Origin of the sequence: Comamonas sp. SY3, assembly GCF_041730275.1 — a bacterium.
GTDB classification, from domain to species: Bacteria; Pseudomonadota; Gammaproteobacteria; order Burkholderiales; family Burkholderiaceae_C; genus Comamonas; species Comamonas sediminis.
On sequence record NZ_JBGTYN010000006.1, the window covers coordinates 269,313 to 282,648 of the forward strand.

General features: G+C 62.9%; 12 protein-coding genes. 5 read left to right on the forward strand and 7 right to left on the reverse strand.

Going from position 1 to position 13,336, the window contains the following annotated elements; translation table 11 throughout:
* The first annotated feature begins 39 nt into the window (after window positions 1-39).
* The 5 genes from ACCQ08_RS10920 (at window position 40) to ACCQ08_RS10940 (ending at window position 4,739) form a co-directional block, all read left to right on the forward strand.
* Window positions 40-1,098, forward strand: coding sequence for a cyclase family protein (locus ACCQ08_RS10920; RefSeq protein WP_373449776.1), 1,059 nt, complete (start codon window positions 40-42; stop codon window positions 1,096-1,098).
* A 75-nt stretch (window positions 1,099-1,173) separates the two neighbouring features.
* A complete protein-coding gene (locus ACCQ08_RS10925) occupies window positions 1,174-1,470 on the forward strand; it encodes a YciI family protein (RefSeq protein WP_373449777.1) in 297 nt (98 codons plus the stop codon).
* Window positions 1,471-1,490: 20 nt separating this feature from the next.
* The gene (locus tag ACCQ08_RS10930; RefSeq protein WP_239810738.1) at window positions 1,491-2,240 is read left to right on the forward strand and encodes an SDR family oxidoreductase; all 750 of its coding nucleotides are present in this window, start codon (window positions 1,491-1,493) and stop codon (window positions 2,238-2,240) included.
* A 67-nt stretch (window positions 2,241-2,307) separates the two neighbouring features.
* Window positions 2,308-3,642 carry a short-chain fatty acid transporter gene (locus ACCQ08_RS10935; RefSeq protein WP_373449778.1) on the forward strand — a complete coding sequence of 445 codons (1,335 nt, stop codon included), beginning with the start codon at window positions 2,308-2,310 and terminating at the stop codon, window positions 3,640-3,642.
* A gap of 98 nt (window positions 3,643-3,740) precedes the next feature.
* Window positions 3,741-4,739, forward strand: coding sequence for a Bug family tripartite tricarboxylate transporter substrate binding protein (locus tag ACCQ08_RS10940; RefSeq protein ID WP_373449779.1), 999 nt, complete (start codon window positions 3,741-3,743; stop codon window positions 4,737-4,739).
* A gap of 80 nt (window positions 4,740-4,819) precedes the next feature.
* Here the strand turns inward: ACCQ08_RS10940 and ACCQ08_RS10945 are convergent, their stop codons facing one another.
* The 7 genes from ACCQ08_RS10945 to ACCQ08_RS10975 all read right to left on the reverse strand — a co-directional run bounded on the left by ACCQ08_RS10945 (window position 4,820) and on the right by ACCQ08_RS10975 (window position 13,321).
* The gene (locus tag ACCQ08_RS10945; protein WP_373449780.1) at window positions 4,820-6,853 is read right to left on the reverse strand and encodes a PhoX family phosphatase; all 2,034 of its coding nucleotides are present in this window, start codon (window positions 6,851-6,853) and stop codon (window positions 4,820-4,822) included.
* 146 nt (window positions 6,854-6,999) lie between these two features.
* Window positions 7,000-7,893, reverse strand: coding sequence for an SAM-dependent methyltransferase (locus ACCQ08_RS10950; protein WP_373449781.1), 894 nt, complete (start codon window positions 7,891-7,893; stop codon window positions 7,000-7,002).
* A gap of 5 nt (window positions 7,894-7,898) precedes the next feature.
* Window positions 7,899-8,528, reverse strand: a complete 630-nt coding sequence (locus ACCQ08_RS10955; protein ID WP_373449782.1) for a DUF1415 domain-containing protein — start codon at window positions 8,526-8,528, stop codon at window positions 7,899-7,901.
* 199 nt (window positions 8,529-8,727) lie between these two features.
* A complete protein-coding gene (locus ACCQ08_RS10960) occupies window positions 8,728-9,927 on the reverse strand; it encodes a deoxyguanosinetriphosphate triphosphohydrolase (RefSeq protein ID WP_373449792.1) in 1,200 nt (399 codons plus the stop codon).
* Window positions 9,928-9,952: 25 nt separating this feature from the next.
* Window positions 9,953-11,062: a 3-dehydroquinate synthase gene (gene aroB / locus ACCQ08_RS10965; RefSeq protein WP_373449783.1), complete on the reverse strand. Its 1,110-nt coding sequence runs from the start codon at window positions 11,060-11,062 to the stop codon at window positions 9,953-9,955.
* Between the two features lie 40 nt (window positions 11,063-11,102).
* Complete coding sequence (locus ACCQ08_RS10970; RefSeq protein WP_373449784.1) at window positions 11,103-11,660, reverse strand: shikimate kinase; 558 nt, start codon at window positions 11,658-11,660, stop codon at window positions 11,103-11,105.
* A 119-nt stretch (window positions 11,661-11,779) separates the two neighbouring features.
* Window positions 11,780-13,321: an Ig domain-containing protein gene (locus tag ACCQ08_RS10975; protein WP_373449785.1), complete on the reverse strand. Its 1,542-nt coding sequence runs from the start codon at window positions 13,319-13,321 to the stop codon at window positions 11,780-11,782.
* Window positions 13,322-13,336 lie beyond the last annotated feature (15 nt).

A 13,336-nucleotide genomic window follows, 5' to 3' on the forward strand; every position in this document is an offset into this window, starting at 1 on the left:
AACCGCCCGCTGCAGCCTTCCTCAATCAAGGAGACAAGCATGTCCGATGCCAATCCACGCTGGAAGCAGCGCCCTGCAGGGTCGACCTGGGGCGACTTCGGCCCCGATGACCAACTCGGCCGCCTCAACCTGCTGACGGCCGCCAAGGTGCGCCAGGGTGTTGCCGAGGTGCAGGAAGGCCTGCGCTTTTCGCTCAGCCTGCCGCTGGACTACCCCGGCGGCAGCGCCCTCAACCCCAACCGCAAGCCGCCCGTGCTGCGCCCCTTGCAGCGCAAGGGCCTGGTCAACTTCAACTGCCTGCTCGGTGATCTGGAGCCCGGCCGCACCGATGTGCTGTCCGACGACATGGCCGTGCTGTCGCTGCAGTACTCCACCCAGTGGGATGGCCTGGCCCATGCCGGCCAGCTGTTCGACGCCAATGGCGATGGTGTGCCCGAGCCGCTGTACTACAACGGTTTTGCCGCAGGCCGCGATGTACTGGGGCCGCTGCTGGTCAGCGACACCGGCATGCCCACGGCCGAGAGCAGCGGCAGCACCAGCCGCGCCAAGGCCTTGGGCATTGAGGGCATGGCCCAGAACGGCGTGCAAGGCCGGGGCGTGATGATGGACCTGCATGCGCACTACGGCGATGCCCGCAGCCTGATTGGCTACGACGAATGGATGCGCGTGATCGAGGCCGACCGGCTGGAGATCGAGCCCGGCGACATGCTGTGCCTGCACACCGGCTTTGCCCAGGCCGTGCTGGCAATGCAGAAGAACCCCGACCCGGTGGTGCTGAACAACCGCTGCGCGGTGCTCAATGGCCGTGACGAGAAGCTGCTGCAGTGGATCAGCGACAGCCAGATCGCCGTGATCGCGGCCGACAACTATGCCGTCGAGGCGCACCCGGCCCAGCCTGGTGCTGACTGCTGCGCGGCGCTCCCCCTGCATGAGCACTGCCTGTTCAAGCTGGGCCTGCACCTGGGCGAGCTGTGGCATCTGACACCGCTGGCGCAGTGGCTGCGTGCCCATGGGCGCAGCCGCTTTCTGCTGACCGCCCCACCGCTGAACCTGCCCGGCGCCATTGCCTCGCCGGTAACCCCGATTGCCACGGTCTGAGACCGGCCTTCAAAGAAATGCTTTACGGCGGCAGCAGCGCTAGCCTGGCCTGCCGCACCCTACCCCGGAGCCACCATGCCCTACATCATTGAGACTTTCGACAAGCCCGAACACCAGGCCATACGCCAAGCCCACCGCCCGGCGCACCTGGACTTTCTGGCGCGCAACGCGGGGCTGCTGCTGGCCTGCGGCGCCAAGCTGCAGGACGACGGCAGCGACATGGGCGGTGGCCTCTATGTGGTGGACCTGGACACGCGCGAGGCGGCCCAGGCCTTTATCGAATCCGATCCCTTCTACCAGGCCGATCTGTTTGCCCAGGTGCGCATCACGCGCTGGAGCAAGGCCTATGTCGCCGGCCAGTGCTGCCTGTGACGCCTTTCTTGGAAACCGCTATGTCCACTCCATCGACTCCATCGACCTCTGCACGCCCCCGCGTGCTCATCACCGGCGGCGGCGCCGGCATTGGTGCAGCCGCTGCGCTGCGCTGCCATGCCGATGGCTATGACCCGGTCATCATCGACCGCCAGATCGACCAGGTGCCCGCCGGTTTTGTCGCGATCCAGGCCGACCTCAGCAGTGCCGAAGACACGGCCCGCGCGCTGAACGAAGCGCTCGCTGGCGGCCCCATCACCCGCCTGGTGAACAACGTCGGCATCGTGGTGCCCAACGACGCTGCCAGCCAGACGCTGGCCGAGTTCGACCTCGCCGTATCGCTGAACCTGCGCTGCGCGTTCCAGTGCATGCAGGCCTTGCTGCCCGGCATGCAGGCGGCGCAATTTGGCCGCATCGTCAACATGTCCTCGCGCGCGGCGCTGGGCAAGGACTTGCGTACTGCTTACGCCGCCACCAAGGCCGGCCTGATCGGCATGACCCGTGTCTGGGCGCTGGAGCTGGGCCAATGGGGCATCACCGCCAATGCCATCGGCCCCGGCCCCATCCGCACCGAGCTGTTCGACAAGGCCAACCCACCGGGCGCCGAGCGCACGCAAAAGATCATCCAGTCCGTGCCCGTCAAGCGCGTGGGCACGCCCGACGACGTGGCCCATGCCGTGGCCTACATGCTCGACGAGCGCAGCGGTTTTGTCACCGGCCAGGCACTCTATGTCTGTGGCGGCATGACCGTGGGCGTGGCACCGGTCTAGCCCTTTTTCGTGGGCCTGTCGGTTGCAGGCCCCGCTTTGCTCCTTCCATTGATAACAAGAGACATCGATGTCAAAAATCACCGCTTTTTTCACCGAGCTGATGCGCAAGTATCTGCCCGACCCCTTCGTGTTCGCGATCCTGCTGACCTTGCTGACCATGGTGCTGGCCTTTGCTGTGGAGAGCCGGCCCATCAACCTGGTGGTGCAGGACTGGGGCAAGGGCTTTTGGAGCCTGCTGGCCTTCACCACCCAGATGGCGGTGATTCTGGTGATGGGCTATGTGCTGGCGGCCGCACCGGTGGTGGACCGCTTCCTCAACCGCATTGCCGGTATGGTGCATACGCCGCGTGGCGCCATCATCATGGCCACTGTCGTGGGCTGCGTGGGCAGCTACCTGAACTGGGGTTTTGGTCTGGTGATCGGCGGCATCATGGCCAAGAAGCTGGCGCTGCGCGTCAAGGGCGTGCACTACCCGCTGATCATCGCCTCGGCCTACACCGGCTTCACGATGTACAGCCTGGGTCTGTCGGCCACCATTCCGGTGCTGATCTCCACCAAGGGCCACAGCTTTGAAAAGCAGATGGGCATCATCCCGCTGAGCGAAACCATTTTCTCCCCCCACATCCTGCTGACCGCGCTGGCCGTGCTGATCGTGCTGCCGCTGATCAATGCGGCGATGCATCCGAAAGCCGGTGAAAAAGTCACCGAGATCAGTGCCGAGCTGGCCAGCAACGAAGAGTCCAAGGGCCCATCGGCCGCGAACCTGCTGGGCGACGAAAAGACCTTTGCCGGCCGCCTGAACAACAGCCGCATCCTGAGCGGGCTGATCGGCCTGACCGGCATGGCTTTTGTGGCCATGCACTTCATGCAGAACGGAAGCCTCGATCTGAACATGATCAACTTCTTCATCCTGTTCCTGGGCATCTTGCTGCTGGGCACGCCGATGAAGTATGTGGAAAAGGTCAATGAGGGTGTCAAGACCATTGGCGGCATCATTCTGCAGTTCCCGTTCTACGCCGGCATCATGGCCATCATGCATGCCTCGGGCCTGGTCGAATCGATCGCCCATGTGTTCGTCAGCTTCTCGACCGCCTATACCTTGCCGCTGTGGGGCCTGGTGAGCTCCTTCTTCATCAACTTCTTTGCGCCTTCGGGCGGCGGCCACTGGGTGCTGCAAGGCCCGTTCATGATCGAAGCGGCCAAGACCCTGGGCGCATCGCAGGCCCACACCGCCATGTCGGTGATGCTGGGCAATGGCTGGAACGACCTGGTGCAGCCTTTCTGGATCCTGCCTGCGCTGGCGCTGTCCAAGCTCAAGCTCAAGGACATCATGGGCTACACGGTGGTCTCGATGTTCGTTGTGGGGGCCATCTACATCGGCTCCTCCCTGTTCTGGCCATAAATCGGGCCAGACCTTCCCTTCCTCCGGCTGTCACGCGAGACCCAACAAGCACTGACAAAACAAGTGGCAGCCTTTTTCACTTTGCTTTGGAGATACCCATGAACACCACCCGTTTCAACGCCCGCCGCACCGTGCTGCAAGCCATCGCCGCTGCCAGCCTGGGCGCCGCCCTGGTGCCTGCCGCTTTTGCGGCCGAGGCTTTCCCGAACAAGCCCATCACGATGGTCGTGCCCTTTGTGGCTGGTGGCACCACCGACATCCTGGCCCGCATCGTCGGCCAGTCGCTGGGCGAGGAGCTGGGCCAGCCGGTGATCATCGACAACCGCGCCGGTGCCGGTGGCAATATCGGTGGCCAGTTCGCCGCACGTGCGCCGGCCGACGGCTACACCATCTTCATGGGCACCGTGGGCACCCACGCGATCAATGAATGGCTCTACAAGAAGATGCCCTTCAGCCCCAACAAGGACTTTGCACCGCTGACCCGCGTGGCCAATGTGCCCAACCTGCTGGTGGCCAACCCGGCGCAGCCTTTCAAGAACGTCAAGGAACTGATCAGCTACGCCCAGGCCCATCCCGGCCAGGTGAACTTTGGCTCCTCGGGCAGCGGCAGCTCCATCCACCTGTCGGGTGAGCTGTTCAAGATGATGGCCAAGGTCGACATGATCCACATCCCCTACAAGGGCAGCGCACCGGCCGTGACCGACCTGCTGGGCAACCAGATTGCGATCATGTTCGACAACATGCCCTCTGCGATCCAGCATGTGCGCTCGGGCAAGCTGCGCCCGCTGGCGGTGACCACCACCAAGCGCTCGCCTGAGCTGCCCGATGTGCCAACCGTTGCCGAAGCAGGCGTGCCCGGCTACGAGGCGACCTCCTGGTTTGGCCTGTTCGCCCCCACGAAGACGCCTGCCGATGTGCAGGCCAAGTTGCATGCTGCGATCATCAAGGTGTTGCAAAAGCCTGACGTGATCAAAAAGATCGGCGACCAGGGCGGCGAAGTGGTGACCGAGTCCCAAGCGGAGTTTGGCAAGTTCATCGCCGCTGAAAACGAGAAGTGGAAGCAAGTGGTGAAGACCTCGGGCGCGACCGCAGGCTAATCCATCCAGCGTACAAAGCAAAGCCGCCGATCCTGGCAGTCCAGGACCGGCGGCTTTTTCTATGCAGCGCAGCTAGAGGATCAGACGCCGATCGGGCCGCCGTCCGCTTTCTGGATCACCACCGTCGACGAGCGTGGGCGCACCTTGCCATCGGGCGCGCGGGTGGCGTCGGCCGTGCCATAGGCAGGCCAGTTCACCGGGTGCTGGATGTTGAGGAAGATGCTGGTGTGGTCCGGGGTATAGGCGAAGCCGGTGATCTCGGCCTCGTTCGGGCCGACAAAGAAGCGGCGCAGCTCGGCCTGGTTGGCGGCGTTGATGACCGGGCCCGTGCCCTTGGCATCCTTCAGCGCGCCGGGCACGACGGCCAGCATCTGGTCGTTCGTGGCCTTGGCGACGGCGTTGTTGCGGCCACCGTCGATGCCGTTGTCGGTCTGGATCCACAGAATGCCACGGTCATCAAACGCAATGCCATCGGGGCTGGCGAGCTGGTTGAGCTCGGTGAGGCCCGAGCGGTTGGTGTCGGCGTTGGAGGCGGCATCCGAGCCAAAGACAAAGATGTCCCAGCGGAAGGTGTTGGCACCGGCGTCATCGTGCCAGCGCACGATGTGGCCGTTGACATTGTTCAGGCGCGGGTTGGCGGGGTTGGTGCCGCGTTCGGCATTGCGGCTGGTGTTGTTGGTCAGGGTCAGGTAGACATCGCCATTGCTGGGGTGCACCGCGGTCCACTCGGGGCGGTCCATCGGCGTGGCCCCGACAAAGTCTGCCGCGCCGCGCGTATTGATCAGAATGGCATCGATAGTGCCGAAGGCCTCGCCCAGGCTGCGGCCGTCCTTGCCCTTGGTGGCAGGGGTCAGCGCCAGCCATTCGCCCTTGCCTTCGGCATCAAAGCGCGCCACGTACAGGGTGCCTTTGTCCAGGTACTTGTGGCCCACGGCAATGCGGTCGCTGCGCGCGGCATCCTTGGGGTCCCACAGCGCTTCGGACACAAAGCGGTAGATGTACTCAAAGCGCGAATCATCGCCGCTGTAGAAAGCCAGCGGCTTGCCGGCCACCGGGATGCCGTAGGCAGCGCCTTCGTGGGCAAAGCGGCCCATCGCGGTGCGCTTGGTCGCCGTGCTGCTGGGGTCGTAGGGGTCGATCTCGACCAGGTAGCCAAAGCCGTTAACTTCATTGCGCCAGTCCTGCAGGCCATCGGCGCCCGTGGCGGTGATGTTGAAGCGGGCAAATTCGCCTTGCTGCTCGCTCGCATCGCCCGCAGCCGTCTCCCACTGGTAGCGGCCGGCCTTGGTCTGCACGCCGACACGCTTTTGGGCGGCCGTCACCTCACCGGTGTTGACAAAGCAGGCGGCCCAGTTTTCTTCGGCAGTGATGTAGGTGCCCCACGGGGTGGTGCCGTTGCCGCAGTTGTTGTTGGTGCCGCGCACCTGGGTGCCGGCCGTGGAGAACGGCGTCTTGACCCAGTCCGTGCCTGCCACAGGGCCCGACAGGTTCATCGGCGTGGCCGAGGTGAAGCGGCGGTTGTAGCGCGAGTTCTTGATGATCTCCCACTGGCTGCCCTGCTTGCGCACATGCATGACGGCCACGCCATGGGCATTGACCTCTTTGCGCACCTCTTCTGCCGGGCGCTTGCCGTCCACCGAGGTGGGGCCGTTCGGGTGCAAGGCCTTCTCGTCGATGTATTCGTGATTGACCACCAGCAGGCCTTCGCTGGAACTGCCGGCGAGCGGGAAGTAGTGCATGCCGTCATGGTGCATGCCGGTGGAGTGCAACAGGTCCTGCGAGCTGTTGCGGCCTTCATTGCTCCAGGGCGCTGCCTGGTCGTTGAGCGGCGTGCCCCAGGCACCGATGACCGAGGCCACATAGCCGGCGGGCACCACGCAGGCATCTGTCATCGAGTTGGGCAGCGACGCAAAGCCGAGCTTGACGGCCTTGTCATCATCGCCATCACTGCCGCCCCCGCAGGCGGAAATACTGGCACCGGCAAACAGCGCCAGGGCCGAACCCAGGCTGCCGCGCATCACCAGGCGACGCGACATATGCGTCTCCAGGATGGTGCTGAATGGGGTGTTGCCTTCCGTGTTGCGGACGACTTTGTCGGAAATGGATTTGCTCATCGCTTCGACTCTCCTGATTGTGGGACCACCGTTGGAAAGGGCCCAGTCTAGGAAGCGGAAATGACGGCTCCGTGAATATCCGATGACGTCACCGCATCGTCACGAATGCGATACCTTTGTGCGCTATAGGCGCATGCAAGGCCTTCTCAGGCAGCGACTGGTTCCATCCGGTAGCGGTGCTGCAGCGACTGCTCCAGACCGAACTCCGCCAACAGTTGCTGCAGCCGCTCGGCCGCCGCGCGCTTTTTGTGGCCGGTGTACCTGGCGAGGATCAGCTCGTTCTTCATGCTGTGTTCCCAGCCGACCAGCTCGGTCACGGTGACCTGGTAGCCCTGGCTTTCCAGGTAGAGGCAGCGCAGCACATTGGTGATCTGGCTGCCCATCTCACGGGTGTGGATGGGGTGGCGCCACAGCTCTGCCAAGGGGGTGCGCGCAAGGTTCATGGCCTTGTTCTGGCGCAGGCATGCCGCCACTTCGGCCTGGCAGCAAGGCACCAGCACCATCGCACGGGCCCGCTTTTCCAGACCAAAGGCAATGGCGTCATCGGTGGCGGTATCGCAGGCATGCAGCGCCGTGACCACATCAAAGCGCTCGGGCACCGCATCGGTGCGGGTGGAATCGGCGACCGACATGTTCAGGAACGACATGCGCTCAAAACCCAGATCGGCCGCCAGCTGCTGCGAGGCCTCGACCAGCGGCGCACGGGTCTCGATGCCGTAGATATGGCCACGGCCCAGGTTCTTGAAGAACAGGTCGTAGAGGATGAAGCCCAGGTAGGACTTGCCGGCGCCATGGTCGGCGAGGCTGACCGGGTGATCCTGCGCAGACAACTCGGTCAGCAACGGCTCGATGAACTGGTAGAGGTGGTAGACCTGCTTGAGCTTGCGGCGCGAATCCTGGTTCAGCTTGCCATCGCGCGTGAGGATATGCAGCGCCTTGAGCAGCTCGATCGACTGTCCGGGCTTGAGCTCCAGCTGCTGGGCAACATCGGGGGCGGCGGGCTTGGTGGTGCTACGGCCTGCGGCGCGCGGTGCTTTCATCGTTTTCATTCCTTGGCCTTGCCGCTGGCAGCGTCCTGGTGCGGGAAGGGGCAGCGCGGGCCCACGCCCAGGTCCAGCCAGCCCTCCAGGCCCAGCGCATCGAGCGTCTCCATGTTCTTTTCGTAAATCGCATCCGCCTCGGGGAAGGCCTCAACCGCCTTGTCAATGCTCTCTTCGCGCAGCAGGTGCAAGATGGGGTATGGCGAGCGATTCGTGCAGTTGGTCACGTCATCGACCGTCGTGCCCTCGAACTGGAACAAGGGGTGAAACGAGGCCACCTGCAGGATGCCGCCCAGATCCAGCTCTTCGATCATGTCGTCGGCGATTTCGAGGAAATCATTGAAATCCAGAAAATCATGCAGCGCATAAGGGAGGATCAGCAAAGTGGTATCGCGCTTGTCCGGATTGGCTTCGGCCAGCGCTTCGAGCTCACGGTGCAGATCATGCGCCACCGCTTCGGCATCCTGCGCATCGCTCACCACATAGTGGATCTGGTCCTTGACATGCACGCCCTTGGCAAACGGGCACAGGTTCAGACCGATGACGGCTTTTTCCAGCCAGTTCACGGTGTCGGCCATCACCACCTGGTGCAAGGCCTCATCTGCAGGCGCAGGTGCAGCATGGGTATCGGTCATCGTGGGGCTTTCTGGTGGAGTTATAGATGGCCAGCGGGGGCTGTCTGCGGGCCATCACCCTGCAAAGGGGTGGGCGCTGGGCGCAAGGGCGGCGCAAGGCCACAGGCTGGCAGAGGCTGACACTGGGCCTGCCATTGTAGCGAGGGTGGCTTGGCCAGTGCCTGCGCTAAGCCATGGCACCCATGCAGAAGCCCGGTATTCAGGGAACGAGGACGCGTTGGCCCGTCAGGCGTTCATGCTCCCGCAGTGCATAGCGGTCCGTCATGCCAGCGATGAAATCGGCCACCACGCGGGCGCATGCGACCCGATCCAGACCGGCGGCACGGGCGGCGAAGCGCGGCTTCATCTGCGCGGGGTCGCCCAGGTAAATGTCAAACAGCTCGCGCACGACGGCCTTGGCCTGGCCGGTGGTCTGCATCACCTGCGGATGGCGGTACAGGTTTTTGAACAAAAACCGCTTGAGCTCGGCCGACTCGGCCGCCATCGTGCTACTGAAACCGACCAGGGCGGGCAACTGGCGCACGGCATCCACATCAGCCGGCTGCGCCGCCTGCAGGCCCGCACTGGTGTGGCGGATCACATCGTAGATCTGTTCACTGAGCATGCGGCGCGTGGCCTCGTACAGCCATTTGCGCTGCCAGCGCGGCTCCTGCAGCTGCGGGTACTCGGCCAGCGCCTCGTGGGCATAGCGGGCAAACAGCGGCACGCCCATCAGCTGCTCCAGACTGATCAGGCCGGAACGCACGCCGTCGTCGGCATCATGGGCGTTGTAGGCGATCTCATCGGCCAGATTGGCCAGTTGGGCTTCCAGACCCGGCCGCTGGCCAAGCAGGAAGCGCTGGCCTACGCCGCCGGGCTCACGGGCCTCCAGCTGCCGCGCATGCTTGGCGGAGCAGTGTTTCAGAATCCCTTCCCGGGTTTCGAAGCACAGGTTCAGCCCGCTGTAGTCGGGGTAACGCTCTTCGAGCGTATCGACCACGCGCAGGCTCTGCATATTGTGCTCAAAGCCGCCAAAGTCCTGCATGCAGTCATTGAGCACATCCTGGCCCGCATGGCCAAAAGGCGTGTGGCCGAGGTCATGGGCCAGGCAGATCGCCTCGGTCAGGTCTTCGTTGATGCGCAGCGCCCGCGCCACCGAGCGGCCCAGCTGCGCCACCTCGATCGAGTGCGTGAGGCGGGTGCGGAACAGGTCGCCCTCGTGGTTCAAAAAAACCTGGGTCTTGTAGACCAGACGGCGGAAAGCGGTGGAGTGCACGATCCGGTCGCGGTCACGCTGAAAAGCGCTACGCGTGGGCGCCGCCTCTTGTGCATGCAGGCGGCCCTGGCTGCGGTGGGAGAAGCAGGCATAAGGCGCCAGGCCCAGCTCGGTCCAGATTTGCTGGGGCTCGGCTGGCTGCATCAGCGGCGCGGGGCGGTCCATCCGGTCAGGCCTGCACTGCCTCGGCGCAGCACAGGTCGATGACTTCGCGCACCAGCGCATCGGGCGCCTCGCGCACTACCGCCTTGCCCGGCCCATCGATCAGCACAAAGCGGATCGCGCCGGCCTGGGATTTCTTGTCGTGGCGCATCAGTTCCAGATAGCGGCCCGCGTTGTCCTGGCTATCCAACATGGCACCGCGCACCGGCAAACCGGCACGGGCCACCAGCGCACGCAGGCGTTGCACAAAGGCAGCATCGACCAGACCCAGACGCTGGGACAGCTCGGCGGCCATCACCATCCCGGCCCCCACGCCTTCGCCATGCAGCCAGACGCCATAGCCCATGCCGGCTTCCATCGCATGGCCAAAGGTGTGGCCAAAGTTGAGGATGGCGCGCAGGTCCGCCTCGCGCTCGTCCTTGGAGACCACATCGGCCTTGATCTCACAGCTGCGGCGCACTGCATAGGCCAGCGCCCGCTTGTCGCCGGCCATCAGCGCTGGCATTTCGGCCTCCAGCCAGTCCATGAACGCCATGTCCGCAATCGGGCCGTACTTGATGACTTCGGCCAGCCCAGCGCTCAGCTCGCGCGCGGGCAAGGTGTCAAAGGTGTCGAGATCACACACCACCAGCTGGGGCTGGTAGAAGGCGCCGATCATGTTCTTGCCCAGCGGATGGTTGATGCCGGTCTTGCCGCCGACAGATGAATCCACCTGCGACAGCAAGGTGGTGGGCACCTGCACAAAAGGCACGCCACGCATGAAGCTGGCAGCGGCAAAGCCGGTCATATCACCCACCACACCGCCACCCAGTGCAAACAGCACCGTCTTGCGGTCGGCGCCGTTGTGCATCAGTGCATCAAAAATGCCTTGCAGGGTCGTCCAGTTCTTGTGCGCTTCGCCATCGGGCAGCACCACCAGTTCCACCTTGGGGTAGTGCGGCGCCAGTGCAGCCTGCAACTGGCGGGCGTAAAGCGGCGCGACTGTGTCGTTGCTGACGATCAGCGCCTGCGAAGCCTTGGGGCAATGTGCAAAGGTGTCCGCCTGGGCAAGCAAGCCCGAAGCAATCAGGATGGGGTAGGAGCGGTCGCCCAGGTCAATATGAACAGTGTCGGTCACAGCGTTTGCGTCGGAAAGTTGTATGGATATCGCTCGTCCATTATCGGGGAGTTGCCAAAGTGGCGCCCGGCTGCGGCACCAGGCCCGCCAACTCGGCCTGCATGCTGACCTTGCGCATGACCTGGCCGGTGCCGCAGCGCAAAGTGTCGATGGTGTAGTGCGCTGTCTCTTCGTACAGCGGCGCGCGCACGGCCAGCAGGTCCTTGAGGCGCTTGAGCGTGTCATCACCTTGCAGCAAGGGGCGCCCGGTATCGTTGCGCAGGCGCCGGGCAATGTCTTCGGGGCTGGAATGCAGGTAGAACACCGTTGTGTGGGCATGCAGCACGGTGCGGTTCTCGGGCCGCAGCACCGCACCGCCACCGGTGGACAGGATGCAGGCCCGCTCCCTTGTCGCCAATGCGGCAATCACCTGGGCCTCGACATCGCGGAAAGCCTGCTCGCCCTGGGCCGAGAAGTACTCCTTGATCGTGCAGCCCAGCTGCGCTTCGATCACATGGTCGGAATCGACAAAATCCACACCCCATAGGCGTGCCAGCTGCCGGCCAATGGTGGATTTACCACTGCCGGGCAGCCCAATCAAACACACGGAAGGTGCCATTGCGCTACATCCTGAAAACGGACTGCACATGATAGCGGCAATGGCAGGCATAAAAAAACCTCCGGCGTGCCGGAGGTTTTTGGGCTAGACCTGAGAAATAGGTCTGTGCAGTTCAGTTACTACTCTTCTTTGACACACACGCCAGCCGTGTCGGTCACGCGGAAGGTGACTTCGCGGCTCACCGCGTTGGCCGAATTCTTCGCAGTCACGTACATGCGATAGGTTCCCACTTCGTCGCAGGTCAGCAGGGCACCGGAAGCAATGCGACCCGTCGTGCCTTGGCCAAACACTTGCATCCAGCTAGGTGCGCCTTCCAAAGTCCAAGTCACGTTATCACCCGTGGCAGAGAAGGTGTAGGTGTAGGAGCTTCCAACTTCCACCGAAGAAATCACGCATGGCGAAGCAGTGGAGCCAGTGCATCCGTTGATGGTAAAGGCCACAGGGCTGTCTGGCAGGTTGCCAGCCACTGTCAGTACCAGCGTATTGCGTGCAGTCGCGCCATTGGCATCACGCACGTTGAGCACCACGTTGTAATCACCAGGGGTTTTTACGTTAGGGGTACCAGAAATCAAACCGTCGGAGCTCAGGCTCAAACCGGCTGGCAAAGCTGAATTGGTGGACCAAATAAAAGGCGCCACACCACCGTCGGCCATCAATGCATGAACAAATGGCGCCGCGTTCTGTGCCGTCAATGCCAGTTCAGACTCAGGGATAGTCAACGCAGTGGAAGCCAGAGCATTGATCACTGGAATCACCGCATACTGGGTGATCGGCTCCTGAATACCATTGGTCAGATCGTTGTCAGCACGATCCACAGTCAAACGCAGCAGCAGCGGACCGGAAGCAGGGCCGCTGGCTACTGAGAATTGGCCAATGCCGTTGACAGTACTGATCTGCATGGAACCACTATTGGTTTTGCCGCCTGCTAACAACTTAGCACCGTCGGATGCTGCATTCGGCACGATGCTGACCTGCAGATTAGCGTTGCCTGAATTGCTAATAGGCTGGTTGTTGTCATTGAGGACAGTTGCCTGCACCACCACGCTGTTAGGAATGTTGTTCAGATTGTCACGCGAGCCCAGGTATTGGGTCTGGTTGGTAAAGGTGACCGTTGCAGGAGTAGCGGTACTGCCGCCGCCTACCTTCACCGTTGCACGATCAGAGTACACCTTGTTATCGCGTGGATCGGTCACACTGCACTGAACCGTCACATCACCCGCGATGCCATGAGAAATGATATGGAACGACGCACCACCGGCATTGGAGCCCAGCGTAATGTTACGGTAAGCACCTGGAACCTTGATGGTTTCGCCCTTGTAGTTAACTTCGACCGTATGGTCGTCATTACCGTCGAGGTAATAGAGTGCGCCAGAGTCCAGCCCAGAAGTGATATTGCAGGAGAACGCGCCATCCTCTTGGTTCGGAATGGGGTTACCGCCCGCGTTGGCTTGGATGTAGAGGGTGGACATATAGGGGTAATAGTCCCCTACATCTGGATAGCCCGGCAAGGTGGATGTCAGGTTGACCGGCACTGCAGCCTTGGACGCCGTCAGCTTGATGCTGTACTGCTGCTGCGATTCACCACCGCTGCCACCACCGCCACCACAAGCTGCCAACAACAGCGGCGCCACCAGCGCCAAGGGCTTCAACAAATTTCTCATAACTCTCCCTGTCTA

Excerpts from the sequence above, each read along its gene's own strand:
- ACCQ08_RS10935 (WP_373449778.1), top strand. The coding sequence starts at position 2,308 with ATGTCAAAAATCACCGCTTTTTTCACCGAGCTGATGCGCAAGTATCTG.
- ACCQ08_RS10940 (WP_373449779.1), top strand. The coding sequence starts at position 3,741 with ATGAACACCACCCGTTTCAACGCCCGCCGCACCGTGCTGCAAGCCATC.
- ACCQ08_RS10925 (WP_373449777.1), top strand. The coding sequence starts at position 1,174 with ATGCCCTACATCATTGAGACTTTCGACAAGCCCGAACACCAGGCCATA.
- ACCQ08_RS10930 (WP_239810738.1), top strand. The coding sequence starts at position 1,491 with ATGTCCACTCCATCGACTCCATCGACCTCTGCACGCCCCCGCGTGCTC.
- ACCQ08_RS10920 (WP_373449776.1), top strand. The coding sequence starts at position 40 with ATGTCCGATGCCAATCCACGCTGGAAGCAGCGCCCTGCAGGGTCGACC.
- ACCQ08_RS10955 (WP_373449782.1), bottom strand. The coding sequence starts at position 8,528 with ATGACCGATACCCATGCTGCACCTGCGCCTGCAGATGAGGCCTTGCAC.
- ACCQ08_RS10975 (WP_373449785.1), bottom strand. The coding sequence starts at position 13,321 with ATGAGAAATTTGTTGAAGCCCTTGGCGCTGGTGGCGCCGCTGTTGTTG.
- ACCQ08_RS10960 (WP_373449792.1), bottom strand. The coding sequence starts at position 9,927 with ATGCAGCCAGCCGAGCCCCAGCAAATCTGGACCGAGCTGGGCCTGGCG.
- ACCQ08_RS10950 (WP_373449781.1), bottom strand. The coding sequence starts at position 7,893 with ATGAAAGCACCGCGCGCCGCAGGCCGTAGCACCACCAAGCCCGCCGCC.
- ACCQ08_RS10970 (WP_373449784.1), bottom strand. The coding sequence starts at position 11,660 with ATGGCACCTTCCGTGTGTTTGATTGGGCTGCCCGGCAGTGGTAAATCC.
- ACCQ08_RS10945 (WP_373449780.1), bottom strand. The coding sequence starts at position 6,853 with ATGAGCAAATCCATTTCCGACAAAGTCGTCCGCAACACGGAAGGCAAC.